Here is a 23,640-nt window from a genome sequence, read left to right on the forward strand (position 1 = left end):
GATATTATTCACCCTGCTAAGTTTTAACCCTGTTACGGTTAAGCGTAGTTTCTGTGGATAACTCTGTTCACAAGAGTATTTCAGAGGCAATAGAAAACGTCCCCAACGACTCTTTTCGCTGTGGATATTTTAGAGATTAAGAAGAATTTGGAGCGGGAAACGAGACTCGAACTCGCGACCCCGACCTTGGCAAGGTCGTGCTCTACCAACTGAGCTATTCCCGCTTGGGTGGTCCGTGCTTTAGAAGCACTTTCAAATTTTGGAGCGGGAAACGAGACTCGAACTCGCGACCCCGACCTTGGCAAGGTCGTGCTCTACCAACTGAGCTATTCCCGCAAATCTGCACTGCTTTTGTTGCTGTCGTAACGTGTAATTCTCTGTCGTTACGGGAGGCGCATTATACGAGAAATCCTTTTAGCTGCAACCCCCCTTAAAGCGATTTTTTCGAAATTAAGTTCAAATGCTTAATTAATCGGCAAGCTGAACAATTTAACGACAAAAACCCGGCCACGCAAGGCGCCGGATCGCAAAATCACAGCTTAATAAAGTTTTCGCGGTAGTAGGAAAGCTCCGCCACAGACTCACGGATATCGTCCATCGCCTGGTGAGTCCCCTGCTTTTTAAAGCCGTCGAGGATTTCAGGCTTCCAGCGACGCGCCAGCTCTTTCAGGGTGCTGACATCCAGATAGCGGTAGTGGAAATATGACTCCAGCTCCGGCATGTACTTAAACAAGAAACGGCGATCCTGGCCGATGCTATTCCCACAGATAGGCGATTTGCCTGCCGGAACCCACTGTTTCAGGAACTCAAGCGTCGCCAGCTCCGCCTCGCGATCGCCGAACGTGCTCGCCTTCACGCGCTCCACCAGGCCACTGCCGGTGTGGGTGCGCACGTTCCATTCATCCATCAAAGCCAGCTGGTCGTCGGACTGATGCACCGCGATCGTTGGCCCTTCAGCCAGGATATTCAGGTTAGCGTCCGTCACCAGCGTTGCAATTTCAATGATGCGATCGCGCTCGGGATCCAGCCCGGTCATTTCGAGATCGATCCAAATCAGGTTGTTTTCATCCGCGCTCATGTTATTTTCCACCCTTCTCGCATAACCGGCAGTAGCAGGTTAACTAGTATTAATTAGAGTGTATCATAGAGGTTTTGCCCCTTACGGGCGACCAGGAGCCAGCGCGATTGAGTAAAAATAAACTCTCCAAAGGGCAGCAGCGCCGCGTAAACGCCAACCACCAGCGCCGTCTTAAAACCACTTCGGAGAAGCCGGATTATGACGACAACCTGTTTGGTGAAGCGACAGAAGGCGTAGTCATCAGCCGTTTCGGTATGCATGCCGATGTCGAATCCGCCGACGGGGATATCCACCGTTGTAATATCCGTCGCACCATCCGTTCACTGGTTACCGGCGATCGCGTGGTCTGGCGACCGGGTAAAGAGGCGGCGGAAGGCGTTACGGTAAAAGGTATCGTTGAAGCGGTTCATGAGCGCACGTCCGTGTTAACCCGTCCCGATTTCTACGATGGGGTCAAACCCATTGCTGCCAACATTAACCAGATTGTTATCGTATCGGCGATTTTGCCCGAACTTTCGCTCAACATTATCGACCGATACCTCGTCGCCTGCGAAACGCTGCAGGTTGAACCGATTATCGTGTTGAACAAAATCGATCTGCTGGATGACGACGGCATGGCCTTCGTGAATGAGCAGATGGATATCTACCGCAAGATTGGTTACCGCGTGCTGATGGTCTCCAGCCACACCAAAGATGGCCTTAAACCGCTGGAAGAGGCGCTGACTGACCGCATCAGCATCTTTGCGGGCCAGTCCGGCGTAGGTAAATCGAGCCTGCTGAACAACCTGCTTGGCCTCCAGCAAGAGATCCTGACCAACGATGTGTCCAACGTCTCTGGACTGGGCCAGCACACCACCACCGCCTCGCGTCTGTATCATTTCCCGCACGGCGGCGACGTGATCGACTCCCCGGGGGTGCGTGAGTTCGGTTTATGGCACCTTGAGCCGGAACAAATCTTTAACGGATTTGTCGAATTCCATGATTATTTAGGCGCTTGTAAATACCGCGACTGTAAACACGATAACGACCCTGGCTGCGCTATCCGTGAAGCGGTTGAGAAAGGCGAGATCGCGGAAACCCGCTTCGAGAATTACCACCGTATTCTTGAGAGCATGGAAGACGTAAAAACGCGTAAAAACTTTTCTGATTCTGATAACTGACAACTAAGCTAAGCATCGCTAAAATCGTCCCCTTTTTTCAGGTTCCGGCGGCTTGACGCCGGATCAGGAACGACAAAACAATGGCCTGGAGGCTACCTTGTTAAACGCATTTAAACTTTCGCTTCAATACATTCTGCCAAAACTGTGGCTCACTCGCCTGGCGGGCTGGGGCGCAAGCAAACGCGCGGGCTGGCTGACCAAACTGGTCATCGACCTTTTCGTAGAATATTACAAGGTCGACATGAAAGAGGCGCAGAAGCCGGATACCGCCAGCTACCGCACCTTCAACGAGTTCTTCGTACGCCCGCTGCGTGACGAAGTGCGCCCGCTGAACACCGACCCTAACGTCCTGGTGATGCCGGCAGACGGCGTGATCAGCCAGTTGGGTAGCATCGAAGACGACAAAATCCTGCAGGCGAAGGGCCATAACTACAGTCTGGAAGCGCTGCTGGCGGGTAACTACCTGATGGCGGATCTGTTCCGCAACGGTACGTTTGCCACCACCTATCTGTCACCGCGCGACTACCATCGCGTGCATATGCCGTGTAACGGTATCCTGCGTGAAATGATTTACGTCCCGGGCGACCTGTTCTCCGTAAACCACCTGACCGCGCAGAACGTGCCGAACCTGTTTGCCCGTAACGAGCGCGTCATCTGTCTGTTCGATACTGAATTTGGCCCTATGGCACAGATTCTGGTCGGTGCGACCATCGTAGGCAGCATCGAAACCGTCTGGGCCGGCACCATCACCCCACCGCGCGAAGGCGTGATCAAACGCTGGACCTGGCCTGCCGGTGAAGCGGAAGGCTCTGTGGCCCTGCTGAAAGGTCAGGAGATGGGTCGCTTCAAGCTGGGCTCCACCGTAATCAACCTGTTTGCGCCGGGCAAAGTGAAGCTGGCTGAACAGCTCGAAAGCCTGTCGGTTACCAAGCTGGGCCAGCCGCTGGCGGTCTCTACCGAAACCTTCGTGACGCCGGATGCAGAACCTGCTCCGCTGCCGCAGGAAGAGATCAACGCCGAGCACGACGCCAGCCCGCTGGTTGACGACAAAAAAGACGAAGGCTAACAACAGAAGGATCGCTGACGTGCGCCCGATTATCGTTCTACTGATGGCCTGGTGCCTCAGCATGGGGGCGTACGCAGCGACAGCCCCTGACGCCAAACAGATAACCCAGGAACTGGAGCAGGCAAAAGCGGCCAAACCCGCTCAGCCAGAGACCGTCGAGTCGCTCCAGGCTGCCCTGAACGCGCTTGAGGAGCGGAAAGGCTCTCTTGAGCGCGCTCAGCAGTATCAGCAGGTTATCGACAACTTCCCCAAACTCTCGCAGACGCTGCGCGCGCAGCTCAATAATCTGCGTGACGAACCGCGCGACGTGCCCGCAGGCATGACCTCCGACGCCCTGAACCAGGAGATCCTGCAGGTCAGCAGCCAGCTTCTGGAAAAGAGCCGCCTTGCCCAGCAGGAGCAGGAGCGAGCGCGTGAAATCGCCGACTCCCTCAGCCAGCTTCCGCAACAGCAAACCGACGCCCGCCGCCAGCTTAATGAAGTTGAGCGTCGCGTGGGTACGCAAAGTGGCAATACGCCACAGGCTCAGGCCCAAAATCTGGGCCTGCAGGCAGAATCGGCTCGCCTGAAGGCCCTTGTCGATGAGCTGGAGCTGGCGCAGCTTTCCGCCAATAACCGCCAGGAGCTGTCGCGGATGCGCTCTGAACTCGCTCAGAAGCAGAGCGAGCAGCTGGATGCGTATCTCCAGGCCCTGCGCAATCAGCTCAACAGCCAGCGCCAGCGTGAAGCGGAGCGCGCGCTGGAAAGCACCGAACTGCTGGCGGAAAACAGCGAAAACCTGCCTGCCGGTATCAACGAACAATTCAGGGTCAACCGCGAGCTTTCTGCCGCGCTGAATCAGCAGGCGCAGCGTATGGATCTGGTTGCCTCGCAGCAGCGTCAGGCGACCAATCAAACCCTGCAGGTTCGCCAGGCGCTCAACACCCTGCGCGAGCAGTCCCAGTGGCTCGGGTCATCAAACCTTCTCGGCGAAGCGTTACGCGCCCAGGTCGCGCGCCTGCCAGAAATGCCGAAGCCGCAGCAGCTGGATACCGAGATGGCCCAGCTGCGCGTTCAGCGCCTGCACTTTGAAGATCTTCTCAATAAGCAGCCGCAAATCCGCCAGATCCGTCAGGCTGACGGCCAGCCCCTGACCAGCGAGCAAAACCGTATTCTGGAAGCCCAGCTGCGTACCCAGCGTGAGCTGCTGAACTCTTTGCTCCAGGGCGGGGATACGCTGATTCTGGAGCTGACCAAGCTAAAAGTCTCCAATAGCCAGCTGGAAGATGCGCTGAAAGAGGTGAACGAGGCTACGCACCGTTATCTCTTCTGGACGTCCGACGTGCGTCCGATGACCTTCTCGTGGCCGATTGAGATTGTCCAGGACCTGCGCCGCCTGATTTCGCTGGACACCGTCAGCCAGCTGGGACAGGCCAGCGTGATGATGTTTACCAGCAAAGAAACCATTTTCCCGCTGCTCGGGGCGTTGATTCTGGTGGGCTTCAGCATTTACTCGCGCAGACATTTCACCCGCTTCCTGGAGCGTTCCAGCTCCCGGGTCGGGAAAGTCACCCAGGATCACTTCTGGCTGACGTTGCGCACCGTATTCTGGTCGATTCTTGTCGCCTCTCCGCTGCCGGTGCTGTGGATGACGCTGGGGTATGGCCTGCGGGAAGCCTGGCCTTATCCGCTCGCGGTCGCGATTGGCGATGGCGTCACCGCCACGGTGCCGCTGCTGTGGGTGGTCATGATTTGCGCCACCTTCGCGCGCCCCAATGGCCTGTTTATCACCCACTTTGGCTGGCCGCGTAATCGCGTTGCGCGCGCCATGCGTTACTACCTGATGAGCATCGGGCTGATTGTGCCGCTGATTATGGCGCTGATCATGTTCGATAATCTCAACGACCGGGAATTCTCAGGCTCGCTGGGCCGCCTCTGCTTTATGCTGATATGCGGGGCGCTGGCCATCGTCACGCTCAGCCTGAAACGCGCGGGTATTCCGCTCTATCTCGATAAATCCGGCAGCGGCGAAAACATGTTCAACCGGCTGCTCTGGAACCTGCTGCTTAGCGCGCCGCTGTTTGCGATGCTGGCAGCCGCGGTAGGCTATCTGGCAACCGCGCAGGCGCTGCTGGCGCGACTGGAAACCTCGGTGGCCATCTGGTTCCTGCTGCTGGTGGTGTACCACGTGATCCGCCGCTGGATGCTGATCCAGCGCCGCCGTCTGGCCTTCGATCGTGCCAAGCATCGCCGGGCGGAGATCCTCGCCCAGCGCGCGCGTGGTGAAGAAGAGCCAAACCACGTCAACAGTACGGAAGGCACAACGGAAGCGGACGAAGTCGAACTAGATCTGGATGCCATCAGTACCCAGTCCCTGCGCCTGGTTCGCTCCATCCTGATGCTGATTGCCCTCCTGTCGGTGATCTTCCTGTGGTCAGAGATCCACTCCGCATTCGGCTTCCTGGAGAACATCTCGCTCTGGGACGTGACGTCTACGGTGCAGGGCGTTGAAAGCCTGGAGCCGATTACCTTAGGGGCGGTGCTGATTGCCATTCTGGTGCTGATCATCACCACGCAGCTGGTGCGCAACTTCCCGGCGCTTCTGGAGCTTGCGCTGCTGCAGCATCTGGATTTAACGCCGGGTACAGGCTATGCGATTACGACCATTACCAAATATCTGATCATGCTGTTTGGCGGGCTGGTTGGCTTCTCAATGATCGGTATTGAGTGGTCGAAGCTGCAGTGGCTGGTGGCGGCCCTTGGTGTAGGGTTAGGTTTTGGTTTACAGGAGATCTTCGCCAACTTCATCTCTGGCCTGATCATTCTGTTCGAAAAACCGATCCGTATTGGCGATACCGTAACGATCCGCGATTTGACCGGCAGCATCACGAAGATCAACACCCGCGCGACGACGATCAGCGACTGGGATCGCAAAGAGATCATCGTGCCAAACAAGGCGTTTATCACCGAGCAGTTCATCAACTGGTCGCTGTCAGACTCCGTTACCCGCGTGGTGCTGACGGTACCGGCGCCGTCGGACGCCAACAGCGAAGAGGTCACCCAGATCCTCTACACTGCCGCTGAGCGCTGTTCGCTGGTAATCGACAACCCGGCGCCGGAAGTATTCCTTGTGGATTTACAGCAGGGGATCCAGATTTTCGAGCTGCGTATCTACGCCGCCGAAATGGGACACCGTATGCCGCTGCGCCATGAGATCCACCAGCTGATTCTGGCGGGCTTCCGCGAGCACGGTATTGATATGCCGTTCCCACCGTTCCAGATGCGTCTCGAAAGCCTGGACGGGCGTAAGACGGGAAGAACGCTGACGTCAGCGGCGCGTACGCGCCCGGCGGGAAGTTTGTAAGATAAGCGGTGCAACCCTCTCCCGCGGAGAGGGTAAACTGCCGTCAGGCGCGATCTACGGTAAACGCAATCACATCGCCAAGCTGCTCTGCGCCCAGGGCCAGCATCACCAGACGGTCAACACCCAGCGCCACGCCGGAGCAATCCGGCAGACCTGCTTTTAATGCTTCAAGCAGATTAACATCAATAGGCTGCTGCGGCAGACCTCGCGCGGCGCGCTTGCGGTTATCCTGCTCGAAGCGCTGCTGCTGCTCGCGGGCATCCGTCAGTTCGTGGAAGCCGTTCGCCAGCTCGATGCCTTTGTAATAGACCTCAAAACGCTCTGCGACACGATGATCTTCGGTACTGATCTGCGCCAGCGACGCCTGGCTTGCCGGGAAGTGATAGACAAAGGTCGGACGGTCTTTGCCAATCTGCGGTTCTACACCGAAGGTAAACAGCAGCTGCAGCAGCGTGTCGCGATCCTCTTCGGTATCCGCCACGTTGCTGAGATCCAGTTTTGCCGCCACTTCGCGCAGCTGGGTTTTGTCCGCCGACAGCGGATCGATTTCCAGATGGCGCTGGAAAGCCTGCTGATAGGAGAGCGTTTCGGCTTCCGAGCAGTCCAGCACCTGCTGGAGCAGATCGTCCACCTCATTCATCAGACGGTACATATCATAATGCGGGCGGTACCACTCCAGCATGGTGAATTCCGGGTTGTGATGACGCCCCATCTCTTCATTACGGAAGCTGCGGCACAGCTGATACACCGGACCACATCCCGCCGCCAGCAGGCGTTTCATATGGTATTCCGGGCTGGTCATCAGATACAAATTCATGCCCTGAGAGTGGCCGGGGCCAACAAAACGGGTTTCAAACGGCACCAGATGAATATCCGTTACCGTTGCCTGACTCATGCACGGCGTTTCCACCTCCAGGACTCCGCGGTCGGCAAAGAAACGGCGGATCTCCGCCATAATTGCAGCGCGTTTTAACAGATTAGGGATGGATGCGCTCGGCTGCCAGGTGGCCGTTTCGCTCATGAGTTGTTCTCCGATTTCAGACAAGGGCACGAAGTCTACTCGTTAGCAGGGGCAGAGACAAATTTTGCGCAGTAAAAAAGCGCATTTCATTTAGGTGAACTTTTTCGTGACGTATTTCATCAATCTTCATGATAAATCGCCGTACAGAACAGCAAAAAAATCGAACACGTCAAATTTCCCTGACATCTACACGGTTATACTGTTTTACCCATAAAGGAGCAGTGGAAACGCTTTCGCAATCGTCCTTTTGGACGGGTGAACTACCTTTAGTTTGTCGCGTTGCGAAATAACAAAAATCTGGAGGAATGTCGTGCAAACTTTTCAAGCCGATCTTGCCGTAATAGGCGCTGGCGGGGCTGGATTACGTGCTGCGATTGCTGCAGCACAAGCTAATCCCAACGCTAAAATCGCATTGATTTCAAAAGTCTATCCAATGCGTAGTCACACAGTGGCAGCAGAAGGAGGATCCGCCGCCGTTGCGCAGGATCATGACAGCTTTGAATACCATTTCCACGACACGGTTGCAGGGGGCGACTGGCTTTGCGAACAGGATGTCGTTGACTACTTTGTGCATCATTGTCCAACGGAAATGACCCAGCTTGAGCAGTGGGGATGTCCGTGGAGCCGCCGTCCGGACGGCAGCGTCAACGTTCGCCGCTTTGGCGGAATGAAGATTGAACGCACCTGGTTCGCCGCCGATAAAACCGGCTTCCACATGCTGCACACCCTGTTCCAGACCTCCCTCCAGTTCCCACAAATTCAGCGCTTCGATGAACATTTCGTCCTCGACATTCTGGTTGATGACGGACAGGCGCGTGGCCTGGTGGCGATGAACATGATGGAAGGCACGCTTGTCCAGATCCGCGCCAACGCGGTAGTGATGGCGACGGGCGGTGCGGGTCGCGTTTATCGTTATAACACCAACGGCGGCATCGTCACCGGTGACGGCATGGGCATGGCGCTCGGTCACGGCGTACCGCTGCGCGATATGGAGTTCGTGCAGTATCACCCAACCGGTCTGCCGGGATCCGGCATTCTGATGACGGAAGGCTGCCGCGGTGAAGGCGGTATTCTGGTCAATAAAAACGGCTACCGCTATCTGCAGGATTACGGCATGGGCCCGGAAACCCCGCTCGGCGAGCCGAAGAACAAATACATGGAACTCGGCCCGCGCGACAAAGTCTCTCAGGCCTTCTGGCACGAGTGGCGCAAAGGCAACACCATCTCCACGCCGCGCGCGATGTGGTCTATCTCGACCTGCGTCACCTTGGTGAGAAGAAACTGCTGGAACGTCTGCCGTTCATCTGCGAGCTGGCGAAAGCTTACGTCGGCGTCGACCCGGTGAAAGAGCCGATTCCGGTGCGTCCAACCGCGCACTACACCATGGGCGGGATCGAAACCGACCAGCAGTGCGAAACCCGTATTAAAGGCCTGTTCGCCGTCGGCGAGTGTTCCTCCGTGGGTCTGCACGGCGCCAACCGTCTGGGGTCTAACTCGCTGGCAGAGCTGGTCGTCTTTGGCCGCATGGCGGGCGAGCGCGCGATGGAGCGGGCGGCTACCGCAGGCGAAGCCAACGGTGCCGCGCTGGATGCGCAGGTCACAGACGTTGAAAAACGCCTGAAAGATCTGGTGAACCAGGAGGGTAACGAGAACTGGTCGAAGATCCGCGACGAGATGGGCCTGTCGATGGAAGAAGGCTGCGGTATTTACCGTACGCCAGAGCTGATGCAAAAAACCGTCGACAAGCTGGCGGAACTGCAGGAGCGCTTCAAGCGCGTACGCATCACCGATACCTCCAGCGTATTCAACACCGACCTGCTCTACACCATCGAGCTGGGCCACGGTCTGAACGTCGCGGAATGTATGGCGCACTCTGCGCTGGCGCGTAAAGAGTCGCGTGGGGCCCACCAGCGTCTGGACGAAGGCTGTACCGAACGTGACGACGTCAATTTCCTGAAACACACTCTCGCCTGGCGCGATGCAGATGGCACCACACGTCTGGACTACAGCGACGTGAAAATCACCACGCTGCCGCCGGCTAAACGCGTGTACGGTGCAGAAGCAGAAGCCGCCGAGAAGAAGGAGAAGGCGAATGGCTGAGATGCAAAAAATGAAGGTTGAAGTGGTGCGCTACAATCCGGAAGTGGACGCCGCACCGCACAGCGCTTTCTATGAAGTCCCTTATGACGAGCAAACCTCCCTGCTGGATGCGCTCGGCTATATCAAAGATAACCTGGCGCCAGACCTGAGCTACCGCTGGTCCTGCCGCATGGCAATCTGCGGCTCCTGCGGCATGATGGTCAACAAGGTGCCGAAGCTGGCCTGCAAGACCTTCCTGCGCGAGTACACCAAAGGCATTAAGGTCGAAGCGCTGGGCAACTTCCCGATTGAACGCGATCTGGTGGTCGATATGACCCACTTTATCGAAAGCCTGGAAGCCATTAAGCCGTACATCATCGGTAATCCGCGCACGCCGGATCAGGGGCCAAATACCCAGACGCCGGCTCAGATGGCGAAATACCATCAGTTCTCCGGCTGCATCAACTGCGGCCTGTGCTACGCAGCCTGTCCACAGTTTGGCCTGAACAAGGAGTTCATCGGCCCGGCCGCCATTACCCTGGCGCACCGCTATAACGAAGACAGCCGCGACCACGGTAAAAAAGAACGTATGGCGCAGCTTAACAGCCAGAACGGCGTCTGGAGCTGTACCTTTGTGGGTTACTGCTCCGAAGTGTGTCCGAAGCACGTCGACCCGGCCGCCGCAATTCAGCAGGGTAAAGTGGAAAGCTCGAAAGACTTTCTTATCGCAACCCTGAAACCACGCTAAGGAGTGCATGATGACGACTAAACGCAAAGCCTATGTGCGGCCTGTGCCGTCCACCTGGTGGAAAAACCTGCCGTTTTATCGCTTCTACATGCTGCGTGAAGGCACGGCGGTACCGGCGGTCTGGTTCAGCCTTGAGCTGATGTACGGCGTTTTTGCCCTCAAGCATGGCCCGGAAGCCTGGGCCAGCTTTGTCGGTTTCCTGCAAAACCCGATCATTGTTGTTCTGAACCTGATCGTGCTCGCGGCCGCGCTGCTTCATACCAAAACCTGGTTTGAGCTGGCGCCAAAAGCGGCGAACATCATCATAAAAGACGAGAAAATGGGGCCAGAGCCGGTGATTAAAGGGCTCTGGGCAGTGACGATTCTGGTCACTGTGGTCATTCTGTTTGTCGCACTGTTCTGGTAAGGAGACACCTGTGATCAATCCAAATCCAAAACGTTCTGACGAGCCGGTCTTCTGGGGCCTGTTTGGCGCAGGCGGCATGTGGAGTGCCATCATCGCCCCCGTCATCATTCTGCTGGTCGGCATTATGCTGCCGCTGGGGCTGTTCCCGGGCGATGCGCTGAGCTACGAGCGCGTACTGGCGTTCGCGAGCAGCTTTATCGGCCGCGTGTTCATCTTCCTGATGATCGTCCTGCCGCTGTGGTGTGGTCTGCACCGTATTCACCACGCGATGCATGATCTGAAAATCCATGTACCGAGCGGGAAATGGGTGTTCTACGGTCTGGCGACCATCCTGACCGTGGTGACGCTGATTGCCGTGGTCACCCTCTGACGCTTCAGGCCCGCCATCCGGCGGGCCTTTTATTTCTGCATCTTCCCCACCAGCCACTGGGCAAACTCGCGCATTGCGGGCGTTTCTGTCCGTGACTGTAGCCTTGTGAGCCAGTAGCTGCCGAGGTCAATCTCCGTTGCAAACGGCTGCACGATGCGCTCACTGCTGAGTAAATGAGTAAACATGTCGACAGGCGCAATGGCAATCCCTGCGCCTGCCTGCGCGGCTTCCAGCATGGTCACGGACGAATCAAACACCATCACCCGGTGCGTCGGTGAGGGAGGATGCTCACCCGCTGCCTGCATCCACGCCGCCCATTCGTCGCGCCGGTAGGAGCGCAGCAGGGTAAACTTCAGGAGATCTGCCGGGCTTTTGAGAACTGAGGCTATGTCAGGCGTACAGAGCGGAGACAGCGGCGCAGGGCAAAGGAATTCAGCATCGGTTCCATGCCACGCGCCGCCACCGTAGCGAATGGCGTAATCAAGCCCTTCAGCCGCCGGATCGACGCGATTGTTATGTGTGGAAAGCTGAAGATCAATATGCGGATAGCAGCGGCGAAAGTCCGCGAGCAGCGAGAATAAAACTCCCGTGGCAAAAGTCCCTACCACACCTATTTTGAGCTTCTCCTGAGCGCGCTGGCTGGCAAAACGATCCAGCATTCCGGCGATGCGATCGAACGAGTCATTCAGCACCGGCAGCAAATTCTCGCCTTCGGTGGTCAACATCAGCCCTCGCGAAACGCGAACAAACAGCTGGCAATTAAGATGCTGCTCCAGCGCCTTTACGTGCTGGCTAATCGCGGAATGGGTGACGTTCAGCTCGATAGCGGCATGAGTAAAACTGAGGTGCCTGGCGGCTGCTTCAAACGCCCGCAGGGAATTAAGAGGGAGATAGCTGCGCGTCATGGTCTCGTCCGTTAGAAAAATTAACAGCTAATGCTAAATTTAACCGTTTGTCAGCCATAGTCAAATCCAACAGACTACGGCGGTCTGACGGGCCCGGACACTCCCTTGAACTGCTATTACGGAAGATAAATGATGATGACTAAATCCCTTTGCTGCGCCCTGCTGCTCAGCACATCTTGCTCGGTATTGGCTGCACCGATGTCAGAGAAACAGCTGGCTGAGATGGTGGAACGTACCGTTACGCCGCTGATGAAAGCGCAGGCCATTCCGGGTATGGCGGTGGCGGTGATTTATCAGGGTCAGCCGCACTACTTTACCTTCGGTAAAGCCGATGTCGCGGCGAATAAACCTGTCACTCCACAAACCTTATTCGAGCTGGGCTCTATAAGTAAAACCTTCACCGGCGTACTGGGCGGCGATGCCATTGCTCGCGGTGAAATATCGCTGGGCGATCCGGTGACAAAATACTGGCCTGAGCTGACAGGCAAGCAGTGGCAGGGGATCCGCATGCTGGATCTGGCAACCTATACCGCAGGAGGTTTGCCGTTACAGGTACCGGATGAGGTCACGGATAACGCCTCTCTGCTGCGCTTTTATCAAAACTGGCAGCCGCAGTGGAAGCCGGGCACCACGCGTCTTTACGCCAATGCCAGCATCGGTCTTTTTGGCGCACTGGCGGTTAAGCCTTCCGGCATGAGCTATGAGCAGGCCATAACGACGCGGGTCTTTAAGCCGCTCAAGCTGGACCATACCTGGATTAACGTTCCGAAAGCGGAAGGGTCGCATTACGCCTGGGGATACCGCGACGGTAAAGCGGTACACGTTTCGCCAGGCATGCTGGACGCTGAAGCCTATGGCGTAAAAACCAACGTGCAGGATATGGCAAACTGGGTGATGGTCAACATGAAGCCGGACTCGCTTCAGGATAGTTCACTCAAGAAAGGCATTACCCTGGCGCAGTCTCGCTACTGGCGCGTGGGTGCCATGTATCAGGGGTTAGGCTGGGAAATGCTTAACTGGCCGGTCGATGCCAAAACCGTGGTTGAAGGTAGCGACAATAAGGTGGCGCTGGCACCGTTGCCTGCGAGAGAAGTGAATCCACCGGCGCCCCCGGTCAATGAGTCCTGGGTCCATAAAACAGGCTCTACCGGCGGGTTTGGCAGCTACGTGGCATTTATTCCCGAAAAGCAGCTCGGCATTGTGATGCTGGCGAATAAAAGCTATCCGAACCCGGCACGCGTTGAGGCGGCATACCGTATCCTCGTCGCGCTGCAGTAAAACATTGCCGGGTGGCGCTAACGCTTACCCGGCCTACAAAATCCTCGGGGTGGCCACCCGGCGAAACACACCGCACAAAAACCACATTTTCCTTGCCGTCATCTACACTTAACAAAAAACAGTAAGGAAACTCCTATGCGCATTCTACCTGTTATCGCCGCGGTGACAGCCGCGTTTTTAGTGGTTACCTGCAGTTCCCCTACCCCACCTCCAGGCGTTACCGTCGTCACGCCTTTCGATGCACAACGCTTCCTTGGAACATGGTATGAAATCGCGCGCCTCGACCACCGGTTTGAGCAGGGCCTGGAGAAGGTCACTGCGAATTACAGCCCGATGGATGATGGCGGTATTCAGGTGATCAACCGGGGCTATAATCCCGATCGGAGATGTGGCAGCAGTCGATTGGGAAAGCGTACTTCACGGGCGACCCGCGACGGGCCGCGCTCAAAGTCTCTTTCTTCGGCCCGTTTTATGGCGGCTATAACGTGATAGCGCTCGACAGAGAGTACCGTCACGCGCTGGTCTGCGGGCCGGATCGCGACTATCTGTGGATACTTTCCCGCACGCCAACTATTTCGTCAGAAATGAAACAGCAGATGCTGGACGTCGCGACCCGGCAAGGGTTTGATGTATCAAAACTTATCTGGGTAAAACAACCCCATTAATGGGTGCTGAGCTTGAGCCCAATGATCCCGGCCACAATCAAGGCGAGGCTGGCGATACGCGCCAGACTCGCTGACTCTCCCAGCAGCAGAATGCCGGTGATGGCGGCCCCCACCGCTCCAATGCCCGTCCAGACGGCGTAAGCCGTTCCCACAGGCAGCGAGCGCATCGCCCAGGATAACAGGACAATACTCACGATCATCGCGGTGACGGTTATGACGCTGGGCGTCAGGCGGGTAAATCCGTGGGTGTACTTGAGACCAATTGCCCATACCACTTCGAGCAGGCCAGCAATAAAAAGAATGATCCAGGACATTTCAGGCTCCTTAACTTAATACAAGTTGGGGCCGTCCCCGGTGAAAGAAACGCTTACGGGTCGTCCCGTAAGGCAGAGATTACGCCCCATATTGTGGTTAGCGTGCTATTTTTTTTCAATCATTTTTTGCTGAATACGTTAAGGCAAGAAATAGCCGCAGTATGGCGCGTAGTTCCGGCATTTAGCACTCATCCGACTTCTCTATGATGATGTGCTTTCTGATGGCAGGAAGCCAAACCACTAGCCGACTGCGAATAAAATATGTTCAAAATTCTTTTGATTGACCGTTGTCACTTCACCCGCACGGGGTTTGAAGCATGGCTCAATCATTCCGGTTTGTTCCCGGGACACTACGTTGTGACCGGGTTAAATAATCTGTTCCTTGCCAGGGAGCACATTCTGCAATGGAAACCCACGCTGGTTATCGCCGATCTTTACGGCTTCAGGCAGGATATTCATCATTTTCAGCAGCTCTCGTCGTTGCTGAGCGCCAGTGAACGATTACCGTTTATTTTGCTGCAATCGGGAGAGGACCGCGGCATGACCGACTGGCTCGAACAATTCCCGGTGTGGTCGTCGTTGTTGAAAAACGCCAGTCTCGAAGAAGTGGCAACGACGATCAACAACGCATTAATCTCACGCGCCAGCGCTGACAGGCCAACCGCAGCGGCCCCCTTGCTGACCCGACAGGAAGAGAAAGTGCTGACATTGTGGATGGACGGTGCGAGCAATCAAAAAATTGCCGCTCACCTGAGTATCAACGGAAAAACGGTGTATACCTATAAACGCAATATCCGCATGAAATTGCATATGGATACGCGTTTTTCTCCGTTCTTATCCCTGCAGGAATCAGAAAGCTGACGGTACGAAACCCGCTGGTCTCGTACCGTATGTTAATTACTGCTGAGCTTTGGTTGCCGCACCAGAGATTGCGCTACCACCTTCAGAAATATCCTGACCGACGCCACGCGTGGTATTACAGGCAGTTAACACTGAAGAAAGTACCAGGACTGAAAAGATCGCTGCAATTGTTTTCTTAACCATAATATCTTCCTTTTATAGCCAAAGTTGTTTTGTGTATAGCAACTTAAGAATAGACAAGATCCCGCCGGTTGACGGAAAAGGAAGCATTTTTAGGAAAAATAGACGAACTTAGCTGGCGGCGTGAGAAATGATATGACCGAGATCCTGTATATCTTGTCCCATTCCACGGGTGGTGTTACAGCCAGAAAGCAATGCACTGGAAAGCGCTAACAGAAGCAGAATTTTAACGGTTCGTTTCATCATCCCTGCCTGCAAAAATCAGGCGCAGCGGGCGCTGCGCCTTCAATCATGACGTAAATTACTTCACGCGGGATACGTATTCGCCGGAGCGGGTATCCACTTTGATCACTTCGCCAGTCTGTACGAACAGTGGAACTTTAACCACTGCGCCGGTAGACAGTTTGGCTGGTTTACCGCCGGTACCTGCGGTATCACCTTTCAGACCTGGATCGGTTTCAACGATTTCCAGTTCTACGAAGTTTGGTGGGGTCACCGCGATAGGCTGGCCGTTCCACAGGGTCACGATGCACTCAGCCTGATCCAGCAGCCATTTAGCGCTATCACCTACCGCTTTCTCATCAGCAGACAGCTGTTCGAAAGTGGAGTTGTTCATGAAATGATAGAACTCACCGTCGTTGTACAGATAGGTCAGGTTCATATCAACAACATCAGCGCCTTCAGCGGAGTCAGTAGACTTGAAGGTTTTCTCAACACGGGTACCGGTCAGCAGACGGCGCAGCTTAACGCGTGCGAATGCCTGGCCTTTACCTGGTTTAACGAATTCGCTGGCTTCAACCGCGTACGGTTCGCCGTCCATCATGATTTTAAGACCAGCACGAAAATCGTTGCTATAGTACGTTGCCATAAGGCCCTCTAAATTTGTTAACTGGTAGCTAAGCCACAAAATGGCGCATATTGTAACCCTAAACACCCCGTCCAGAGAAGATTGGTTATCGCAACTTGCCGATGTAATCACCAGTCCTGATGAATTGCTGCGTCTTTTAGACCTCGATCAGCACCCAGAGTTGCTTGCAGGCCGCGAGGCAAAGCGCCTTTTCGCCCTGCGCGTTCCCCGTTCGTTTGTGGCGCGGATGGAGAAAGGCAACCCCGACGATCCGCTATTAAAACAAACACTTACTTCGCAGGATGAGTTTGTCACCGCGCCGGGATACAGCACCGATCCGCTGGAAGAGCAGAACAGCGTGGTGCCGGGTTTACTGCATAAGTATCTCAACCGCGCCCTGCTGCTGGTAAAAGGCGGTTGCGCGGTAAATTGTCGTTATTGCTTCCGTCGGCACTTCCCGTATGCCGAAAACCAGGGCAATAAACGCAACTGGCAGGTCGCGCTGGACTATATCGCCGTCCATCCGGAGCTGGATGAGATTATTTTTCCGGCGGTGACCCGCTGATGGCAAAAGATCATGAGCTGGACTGGCTGTTGACTCAGCTTGAAGCCATCCCGCACGTTAAGCGCCTGCGTATTCACAGCCGTTTACCGATTGTCATTCCGGCACGTGTCACTGACGGCCTGGTGTCACGCCTGGAGCGGTCAAGATTGCAGGTGCTGCTGGTGAACCATATTAACCACGCGAATGAAATTGACGATGACTTTCGCGCGGCGATGGCGCGTCTGCGTAAAGCGGGCGTGACGCTGCTGAACCAGAGCGTGCTGCTGCGCGGCGTCAATGACAGCGCCCGCGTGCTGGCCGACCTGAGCAATGCCCTGTTTGATGCGGGCGTGATGCCCTATTACCTGCACGTGCTGGATCGCGTTCAGGGCGCGGCGCATTTCATGGTGACGGATGAAGAAGCCCGGCAGATTATGCGCGAACTGTTAACGCTGGTTTCAGGCTATATGGTGCCGAAGCTGGCACGCGAGATTGGCGGAGAGCCGAGCAAGACGCCGCTGGATCTGCAGTTGCGGCAGTGCTAGTTTCCCCGCACCCTAACCCTCTCCCACAGGGAGAGGGAAAAAGGCAATCAGTTCGGGCACTTGTAGACCTGGCCGTTCATCTGGCTGGCGGTCGGCACGAAGCTGGACAGCATACTCTGCGTTGGGCTGCTCACGCCGTAAATCACGTTACCGCCCATTGCCGCAGCCTGGTTACGCAGGGCATTCGCCGCACCGCGCATCGAGCCGCCTTCTTCGCCATGCTGACCTGACATCCAGTTACTTTGCTCACCGGTTGCCGTGCCTAACAGCTGGCATTCACTGCCAGGCTTATCTTCCACAAAGCGAACGCCCTGGCCCGCTGCCGACAGCTCATTGCTGGAGCTACAACCCGCCAGCAGCAATGCTGCCCCTACAATCCCTGCACAGACTTTTACGCGCATGTTATTCCTCGTTTTCAATAAGCTGGACAGTAGTTGTCCGTGTGTAAATCTTATACCTAAAAGATGACCAAAAGAAAAACCCCCGAGCATTTCTGCCCGGGGGTTTTTCACATTCTACGACGTAGAGCGCACGATTACATCATGCCGCCCATACCGCCCATGCCGCCCATGCCAGCAGCACCTAAGTCTGGTGCATCGCCTTTAGGCATATCGGTGACCATGCACTCGGTGGTGATCATCAGGCCAGCGACAGATGCCGCGTACTGCAGAGCAGAACGGGTCACTTTCGTTGGATCCAGGATACCGAAGTCGATCATGTTGCCGTATTCTTCAGTTGCTGCGTTGTAACCGTAGTTACCTTCGCCCGCTTTCACGTTGTTCGCAACCACTGATGGCTCTTCACCGGCGTTAGAAACGATCTGACGCAGAGGAGCTTCCATTGCGCGCAGCGCAACTTTGATACCCACGTTCTGATCTTCGTTCTGTGCGGTCAGGCCTGCCAGTTTAGCGGCAACACGCACCAGCGCAACACCACCACCAGCAACCACGCCTTCTTCTACCGCAGCACGGGTCGCGTGCAGGGCATCGTCAACGCGTGCTTTTTTCTCTTTCATTTCAACTTCGGTCGCTGCACCAACTTTGATTACCGCAACGCCGCCAGCCAGTTTCGCTACGCGCTCCTGCAGTTTTTCACGGTCGTAATCGGAAGTCGCTTCTTCGATCTGCTTACGGATCTGACCCACGCGGCCCTGAATAGCAGCTTCTTCACCCACGCCATCGATGATGGTGGTGGTGTCTTTGTTGATCACAACGCGTTTCGCCTGGCCCAGATCTTCCAGGGTCGCTTTTTCCAGCTCCATACCGATCTCTTCAGAGATTACGGTACCGCCGGTCAGGGTAGCGATATCCTGCAGCATCGCTTTACGGCGATCGCCGAAGCCAGGTGCTTTAACCGCAGCCACTTTCACGATGCCGCGCATGGTGTTAACCACCAGGGTCGCCAGCGCTTCGCCTTCAACGTCTTCAGCGATGATAACCAGAGGCTTGCCTGCTTTCGCAACGGCTTCCAGTACTGGCAGCATTTCGCGGATGTTGGAGATTTTCTTGTCAGCCAGCAGGATGAACGGGCTTTCCAGCTCAACAGCGCCAGTCTCTGGCTTGTTGATGAAGTATGGGGACAGGTAACCGCGGTCGAACTGCATACCTTCAACCACGTCCAGTTCGTCTTCCAGACCGGTACCGTCTTCAACGGTGATCACGCCTTCTTTACCGACTTTGTCCATCGCTTCAGCGATCAGTTTACCTACGGTTTCGTCGGAGTTAGCGGAGATAGTACCAACCTGAGCAATGGCTTTAGAGTCAGAGCACGGTACGGACAGCGCTTTCAGCTCTTCAACAGCGGAGGCGACAGCTTTGTCGATACCACGTTTCAGATCCATTGGGTTCATGCCCGCAGCAACGGCTTTCAGACCTTCGGTGATGATTGCCTGCGCCAGTACGGTCGCGGTGGTGGTACCGTCACCTGCAGCGTCGTTCGCTTTAGAGGCAACTTCTTTCACCATCTGCGCGCCCATGTTTTCGAACTTGTCTTCCAGCTCAATTTCACGTGCTACAGAAACACCATCTTTAGTGATGGTTGGCGCGCCGAAGGATTTATCCAGCACTACGTTGCGGCCTTTCGGGCCCAGAGTCACTTTAACTGCATCTGCCAGTACGTTTACGCCGCGGAGCATTTTTACACGAGCGTCGTTACCGAATTTTACGTCTTTAGCTGCCATGTTCTTATTTCCTCAAATTCTCGTGCGTAAATTACGCTTCAACAATTGCCAGAATGTCGCTCTCGGACATGATCAACACTTCTTCATTGTCGATCTTCTCGGATTTCACGCCGTAGCCATCGTTGAAAATTACGATGTCACCAACTTTAACGTCCAGTGGCTGCACAGTTCCGTTTTCCAGGATGCGGCCCTTACCGACAGCGATGATTTCGCCACGCGTTGATTTGGCTGCTGCAGAACCGGTCAGAACGATGCCGCCAGCAGACTTGGTTTCAACTTCTTTACGTTTGACGATCACACGATCATGTAACGGACGAATACTCATTGATAGCTCTCCTTTGAGAAAGTCATTATCAGTTATGGATGACGCCGGCCGCATGCGGTTTTCCGACTAGTGCCCTGAGAGATGGGGATAGCTTTTTCCCCCTTCAAGGGGGAGTCGAAAAAAAAATTTGCGAAAGTGTTACCATCGCCTCTCTTTTGGTACTGGCAGGGCGATGTGAATGAGTGGACTCAAGCAGGAGCTGGGGCTGGCGCAGGGCGTCGGACTGCTCTCAACCTCCTTGTTAGGTACGGGCGTGTTTGCCGTACCCGCACTGGCGGCGCTGGTGGCTGGAAATAACAGCCTGTGGGCGTGGCCAGCGCTGATTGTATTGGTTTTCCCGATAGCCATTGTGTTTGCCATCCTGGGGCGGCATTTCCCCAGCGCGGGCGGCGTGGCGCACTTTGTCGGACTGGCCTTTGGCCCGCGGCTGCAGCGTGTTACCGGCTGGCTGTTTCTCTCCGTCATTCCGGTTGGCCTTCCTGCGGCGTTGCATATTGCGACCGGCTTTGGTCAGGCGCTGTTTGGCTGGCATAACGAGCAGTTATTGCTGGCCGAGCTGGGTACGCTGGCGATCGTCTGGTGGGTGGGCTCTCGCGGCGCCAGCTCCAGCGCCAACCTGCAGACGCTGGTTGCGGTGCTGATTGTCGCGCTCGTTGTCGCAATCTGGTGGGCGGGCGATATCACAATAAAGGAAATTCCCTTCCCGGCGCTGACCGACGTCGACCATTCCCAGCTTTTCGCCGCGCTCTCCGTCATGTTCTGGTGTTTTGTTGGTCTGGAAGCCTTTGCCCATCTGGCCTCTGAATTTAAGCAGCCTGAACGTGATTTCCCCCGCGCGCTGATGATAGGCCTGCTGCTGGCTGGCACGGTCTATTGGGCGTGTACCGTGCTGGTCTTACACTTCCACGCGTTCGGAGCGGATCTCGCCGCCGCAGCATCGCTGCCGGGTATCGTGGTGGAACTGTTCGGCGTGAAGGCGCTATGGATCGCCTGTGTCATCGGCTATCTCGCCTGTTTTGCCAGCCTCAATATTTATATCCAGAGCTTTGCCCGGCTGGTGTGGTCGCAGGCGCTCGACAAACCAGAGAATCGCCTCGCGCGCCTGTCTAAACGCCAGCTTCCGCTGAATGCCCTGAATGCCGTACTGGGCTGCTGCGTGGTGAGCACGCTGTGTATTTACGCATTGAAGATCAATCTGGACGCGCTGATCGTTTACGCCAACGGCATTTTCATCATGATCTACCTGCTGTGCATGCTGGCGGGATGTCGTTTGCTGAAAGGCCGCTATAAAGCTCTGGCGGTCGTCGGGGGTTTGCTTTGCCTGCTGTTGCTGGCGATGGTGGGATGGAAGAGTCTGTACGCGATTATCATGCTGGCAGGGCTATGGGTGTTTTTGCCGAAGCGCGGTGCGCTCCCGGAGGCCCGGTAGGCGAAGCGCCACCGGGCAACAAAATCACCGATCGTCTTTATGGTCTAAACGGTCGTGCTGTTCATCCTTACGCTGATATTCCCCTTCAAAGGTATCGCCCGGCCCGGTGCTGAACCCGCCGCCCGGCATACGGCTAAAGCGCAGATGCGGCAGCAGCTTCATGGTCAGGTGTTTTTGCACCGGCGGCAGAAGCAGCAGCAGGCCGAGGAAGTCAGTGAAGAACCCCGGCAGGATCAGCAGCAGCCCCGCAATAATCAACGACACGCTTTTGATCATCTCTTCCGCCGGGCTTTCCCCTGCGGCCATCTTCTGCTGCATTATCAGGAAATTTTTGAAACCCTGATTACGCACCAGCGACATGCCGATGACGGAGGTGAAAATCACCAGAATCAGCGTCAGCAGGACGCCCAGCACATGGGCAACCTGGATGAAAATGGAAATCTCAATGTAAACATAGAGAAAGAAAGCAATAAACGGTATCCAGCGCACTGGCATCTCCTGTGTGGCAGAGGCCATCGGGCCCCTGTCTGAATGTGTTCGCGACGCGCGTTTGTATGAAATGGTGTCGGTTAGCGAAAATTCAATCAGTTTGCACGGATATTTTTTTTGGAAATTATAAAGCGGTGACCCATTTCACAGATTAATAATTATCATGGAATCGGCTCGATAATAAGTGATCCAGCTTACGGCAATTCGCTATCATCAGCATATGATCTCGAGCATCTGGCTGATTGAGGGAATAATCGTCGGCCAGAAAATATTCAAAACCACATAAATACTGTGTGTTTAGTACAATCCATCGGCAGCTTGAAAAGAAGGTTCACATGTTAAACAACATTCGTATCGAAGAAGACTTGTTGGGTACCAGGGAAGTTCCAGCGGATGCCTACTACGGTGTCCACACTCTGAGAGCGATTGAAAACTTCTACATCAGCAACAGCAAAATCAGCGACATCCCTGAGTTTGTCCGTGGCATGGTGATGGTGAAGAAAGCCGCAGCACTGGCCAACAAAGAGCTGCAAACCATTCCTAAAAGCGCGGCAAATGCGATTATCGCGGCCTGCGATGAAGTGCTGAACAACGGCAAATGCATGGACCAGTTCCCGGTTGACGTCTATCAGGGCGGCGCGGGCACCTCCGTCAACATGAATACCAACGAAGTACTGGCAAACATCGGCCTGGAGCTGATGGGTCACCAGAAAGGTGAATACCAGTACCTGAACCCGAACGACCACGTAAACAAATGCCAGTCTACCAACGACGCATACCCTACCGGCTTCCGTATCGCGGTGTATGCCTCTGTGGTGAAACTGGTGGATGCGATCAACCAGCTGGGTGATGGCTTCCAGCGTAAAGCGGTTGAGTTCCAGGACATCCTGAAAATGGGTCGTACCCAGCTGCAGGACGCGGTGCCGATGACGCTCGGCCAGGAATTCCACGCGTTTAACGTACTGCTGAACGAAGAGACCAAAAACCTGCTGCGCACCTCCGAGCTGCTGCTGGAAGTGAACCTGGGCGCCACCGCCATCGGTACCCGTCTGAACACCCCGGATGGCTATCAGCAGCTGGCGGTACAGAAGCTGGCGGAAGTCTCTAACCTGCCGGTTGTGCCTGCAGAAGACCTGATTGAAGCCACCTCCGACTGCGGCGCCTACGTCATGGTACACAGCGCCCTGAAACGTCTGGCGGTGAAACTGTCCAAAATCTGTAACGACCTGCGCCTGCTCTCTTCCGGTCCGCGCGCTGGCCTGAATGAAATTAACCTGCCAGAGCTGCAGGCCGGTTCATCCATCATGCCAGCCAAGGTGAACCCGGTGGTGCCAGAAGTGGTGAACCAGGTTTGCTTCAAAGTCATCGGTAACGATACGACCGTGACCATGGCCTCTGAAGCGGGTCAGCTGCAGCTGAACGTGATGGAGCCAGTGATTGGCCAGGCGATGTTTGAATCCATCCACATCCTGACCAACGCCTGCTACAACCTGCTGGAAAAATGCATTAACGGCATCACGGCGAATAAAGAAGTCTGTGAGGGTTATGTCTACAACTCCATCGGGATCGTCACCTACCTCAACCCGTTCATCGGTCACCACAACGGTGACATCGTCGGTAAGATTTGCGCCGAAACCGGTAAGAGCGTACGTGAAGTGGTGCTGGAGCGCGGGCTGTTGACCGAAGCTGAGCTGGACGATATCTTCTCGGCCCAGAACCTGATGCACCCGGCATATAAAGCGAAACGATATACCGATGAAAGCGAACAGTAACCGTTCTGGCTAGGCTTCTTAAGGCACGTCACTTGT

21 protein-coding genes, 2 tRNA genes and 3 pseudogenes are annotated in these 23,640 nt (G+C 55.5%); 13 read left to right on the forward strand and 13 right to left on the reverse strand.

Annotated features, from left to right (window positions below; all coding sequences use genetic code 11):
* Window positions 1–148: 148 nt before the first annotated feature.
* From ACZ6J2_RS12285 to orn, 3 genes are all read right to left on the reverse strand, one after another.
* A tRNA-Gly gene (locus ACZ6J2_RS12285) sits at window positions 149–224 on the reverse strand.
* Window positions 225–260: 36 nt separating this feature from the next.
* Window positions 261–336 (reverse strand) — tRNA-Gly (locus ACZ6J2_RS12290).
* A 196-nt stretch (window positions 337–532) separates the two neighbouring features.
* Window positions 533–1,078 (reverse strand): oligoribonuclease, encoded by a 546-nt coding sequence (gene orn, locus ACZ6J2_RS12295; RefSeq protein ID WP_023310130.1) that lies wholly within the window; start codon window positions 1,076–1,078, stop codon window positions 533–535.
* Window positions 1,079–1,185: 107 nt separating this feature from the next.
* Here orn and rsgA point away from each other — a divergent pair, with 107 nt between their 5' ends.
* From rsgA to mscM, 3 genes are all read left to right on the forward strand, one after another.
* Window positions 1,186–2,238: a small ribosomal subunit biogenesis GTPase RsgA gene (gene rsgA / locus ACZ6J2_RS12300; protein ID WP_023334242.1), complete on the forward strand. Its 1,053-nt coding sequence runs from the start codon at window positions 1,186–1,188 to the stop codon at window positions 2,236–2,238.
* Between the two features lie 97 nt (window positions 2,239–2,335).
* Entirely contained in the window at window positions 2,336–3,304 is a 969-nt protein-coding gene (gene asd, locus ACZ6J2_RS12305) for an archaetidylserine decarboxylase (RefSeq protein WP_471725833.1), read from the forward strand.
* Window positions 3,305–3,323: 19 nt separating this feature from the next.
* A complete protein-coding gene (mscM, locus tag ACZ6J2_RS12310) occupies window positions 3,324–6,647 on the forward strand; it encodes a miniconductance mechanosensitive channel MscM (protein ID WP_039261016.1) in 3,324 nt (1,107 codons plus the stop codon).
* Window positions 6,648–6,690: 43 nt separating this feature from the next.
* On the opposite strand, the gene epmA is transcribed toward mscM, so the two are convergent.
* A complete protein-coding gene (gene epmA, locus ACZ6J2_RS12315) occupies window positions 6,691–7,668 on the reverse strand; it encodes an elongation factor P--(R)-beta-lysine ligase (RefSeq protein ID WP_024907345.1) in 978 nt (325 codons plus the stop codon).
* A 310-nt stretch (window positions 7,669–7,978) separates the two neighbouring features.
* Here epmA and frdA point away from each other — a divergent pair.
* The 4 genes and pseudogenes from frdA (at window position 7,979) to frdD (ending at window position 11,271) form a co-directional block, all read left to right on the forward strand.
* Window positions 7,979–9,768, forward strand: a pseudogene (gene frdA, locus ACZ6J2_RS12320) (fumarate reductase (quinol) flavoprotein subunit).
* A complete protein-coding gene (locus ACZ6J2_RS12325; protein ID WP_023310124.1) occupies window positions 9,761–10,495 on the forward strand; it encodes a succinate dehydrogenase/fumarate reductase iron-sulfur subunit in 735 nt (244 codons plus the stop codon). The pseudogene frdA and the gene ACZ6J2_RS12325 overlap by 8 nt, the downstream one beginning before the upstream one ends.
* A gap of 10 nt (window positions 10,496–10,505) precedes the next feature.
* On the forward strand, window positions 10,506–10,901 hold the full coding sequence (gene frdC / locus ACZ6J2_RS12330) for a fumarate reductase subunit FrdC (protein WP_032662400.1): 396 nt from the start codon (window positions 10,506–10,508) through the stop codon (window positions 10,899–10,901).
* A 10-nt stretch (window positions 10,902–10,911) separates the two neighbouring features.
* Window positions 10,912–11,271: a fumarate reductase subunit FrdD gene (gene frdD / locus ACZ6J2_RS12335; RefSeq protein WP_032662398.1), complete on the forward strand. Its 360-nt coding sequence runs from the start codon at window positions 10,912–10,914 to the stop codon at window positions 11,269–11,271.
* 29 nt (window positions 11,272–11,300) lie between these two features.
* On the opposite strand, the gene ampR is transcribed toward frdD, so the two are convergent.
* A complete protein-coding gene (ampR, locus tag ACZ6J2_RS12340; RefSeq protein ID WP_471725834.1) occupies window positions 11,301–12,176 on the reverse strand; it encodes a LysR family transcriptional regulator AmpR in 876 nt (291 codons plus the stop codon).
* 132 nt (window positions 12,177–12,308) lie between these two features.
* On the opposite strand from ampR, the gene blaACT reads away from it, so the two are divergent.
* Both blaACT and ACZ6J2_RS12350 read left to right on the forward strand, forming a co-directional pair.
* Window positions 12,309–13,454, forward strand: a complete 1,146-nt coding sequence (gene blaACT, locus ACZ6J2_RS12345) for an ACT family cephalosporin-hydrolyzing class C beta-lactamase (protein WP_471725849.1) — start codon at window positions 12,309–12,311, stop codon at window positions 13,452–13,454.
* Window positions 13,455–13,589: 135 nt separating this feature from the next.
* Window positions 13,590–14,119, forward strand: a pseudogene (locus ACZ6J2_RS12350) (lipocalin family protein).
* On the opposite strand, the gene sugE reads toward ACZ6J2_RS12350, so the two are convergent.
* Window positions 14,116–14,433 carry a quaternary ammonium compound efflux SMR transporter SugE gene (sugE, locus tag ACZ6J2_RS12355; protein ID WP_006178944.1) on the reverse strand — a complete coding sequence of 106 codons (318 nt, stop codon included), beginning with the start codon at window positions 14,431–14,433 and terminating at the stop codon, window positions 14,116–14,118. The pseudogene ACZ6J2_RS12350 and the gene sugE overlap by 4 nt on opposite strands.
* 261 nt (window positions 14,434–14,694) lie before the next feature.
* Here sugE and ACZ6J2_RS12360 point away from each other — a divergent pair, with 261 nt between their 5' ends.
* Window positions 14,695–15,294, forward strand: a complete 600-nt coding sequence (locus tag ACZ6J2_RS12360) for a helix-turn-helix transcriptional regulator (RefSeq protein WP_126797376.1) — start codon at window positions 14,695–14,697, stop codon at window positions 15,292–15,294.
* A gap of 36 nt (window positions 15,295–15,330) precedes the next feature.
* Here the strand turns inward: ACZ6J2_RS12360 and ecnB are convergent, their stop codons facing one another.
* The 3 genes from ecnB to efp form a co-directional block, all read right to left on the reverse strand.
* Complete coding sequence (gene ecnB / locus ACZ6J2_RS12365) at window positions 15,331–15,477, reverse strand: lipoprotein toxin entericidin B (RefSeq protein ID WP_003025482.1); 147 nt, start codon at window positions 15,475–15,477, stop codon at window positions 15,331–15,333.
* Window positions 15,478–15,585: 108 nt separating this feature from the next.
* Window positions 15,586–15,717, reverse strand: coding sequence for an entericidin A/B family lipoprotein (locus tag ACZ6J2_RS12370; protein WP_024907352.1), 132 nt, complete (start codon window positions 15,715–15,717; stop codon window positions 15,586–15,588).
* 58 nt (window positions 15,718–15,775) lie between these two features.
* Window positions 15,776–16,342, reverse strand: a complete 567-nt coding sequence (efp, locus tag ACZ6J2_RS12375; RefSeq protein ID WP_010427766.1) for an elongation factor P — start codon at window positions 16,340–16,342, stop codon at window positions 15,776–15,778.
* A 40-nt stretch (window positions 16,343–16,382) separates the two neighbouring features.
* Between efp and epmB the strand changes: the two are divergent.
* Window positions 16,383–17,410, forward strand: a pseudogene (gene epmB / locus ACZ6J2_RS12380) (EF-P beta-lysylation protein EpmB).
* A 47-nt stretch (window positions 17,411–17,457) separates the two neighbouring features.
* On the opposite strand, the gene ACZ6J2_RS12385 reads toward epmB, so the two are convergent.
* The 3 genes from ACZ6J2_RS12385 to ACZ6J2_RS12395 form a co-directional block, all read right to left on the reverse strand.
* The gene (locus ACZ6J2_RS12385; RefSeq protein WP_023310115.1) at window positions 17,458–17,811 is read right to left on the reverse strand and encodes a DUF4156 domain-containing protein; all 354 of its coding nucleotides are present in this window, start codon (window positions 17,809–17,811) and stop codon (window positions 17,458–17,460) included.
* A gap of 134 nt (window positions 17,812–17,945) precedes the next feature.
* Window positions 17,946–19,589 carry a chaperonin GroEL gene (groL, locus tag ACZ6J2_RS12390; protein ID WP_014882201.1) on the reverse strand — a complete coding sequence of 548 codons (1,644 nt, stop codon included), beginning with the start codon at window positions 19,587–19,589 and terminating at the stop codon, window positions 17,946–17,948.
* Window positions 19,590–19,620: 31 nt separating this feature from the next.
* Window positions 19,621–19,914 carry a co-chaperone GroES gene (locus ACZ6J2_RS12395; RefSeq protein WP_003855929.1) on the reverse strand — a complete coding sequence of 98 codons (294 nt, stop codon included), beginning with the start codon at window positions 19,912–19,914 and terminating at the stop codon, window positions 19,621–19,623.
* A gap of 178 nt (window positions 19,915–20,092) precedes the next feature.
* On the opposite strand from ACZ6J2_RS12395, the gene yjeH reads away from it, so the two are divergent.
* Window positions 20,093–21,343: an L-methionine/branched-chain amino acid transporter gene (yjeH, locus tag ACZ6J2_RS12400; protein WP_471725835.1), complete on the forward strand. Its 1,251-nt coding sequence runs from the start codon at window positions 20,093–20,095 to the stop codon at window positions 21,341–21,343.
* Between the two features lie 24 nt (window positions 21,344–21,367).
* Here the strand turns inward: yjeH and ACZ6J2_RS12405 are convergent, their stop codons facing one another.
* Window positions 21,368–21,832, reverse strand: a complete 465-nt coding sequence (locus tag ACZ6J2_RS12405) for an FxsA family protein (protein WP_023616652.1) — start codon at window positions 21,830–21,832, stop codon at window positions 21,368–21,370.
* Window positions 21,833–22,167: 335 nt separating this feature from the next.
* Here ACZ6J2_RS12405 and aspA point away from each other — a divergent pair, with 335 nt between their 5' ends.
* Complete coding sequence (aspA, locus tag ACZ6J2_RS12410; RefSeq protein ID WP_003855923.1) at window positions 22,168–23,604, forward strand: aspartate ammonia-lyase; 1,437 nt, start codon at window positions 22,168–22,170, stop codon at window positions 23,602–23,604.
* Window positions 23,605–23,640: the final 36 nt, after the last annotated feature.

This window comes from Enterobacter sp. E14S (assembly GCF_055666685.1).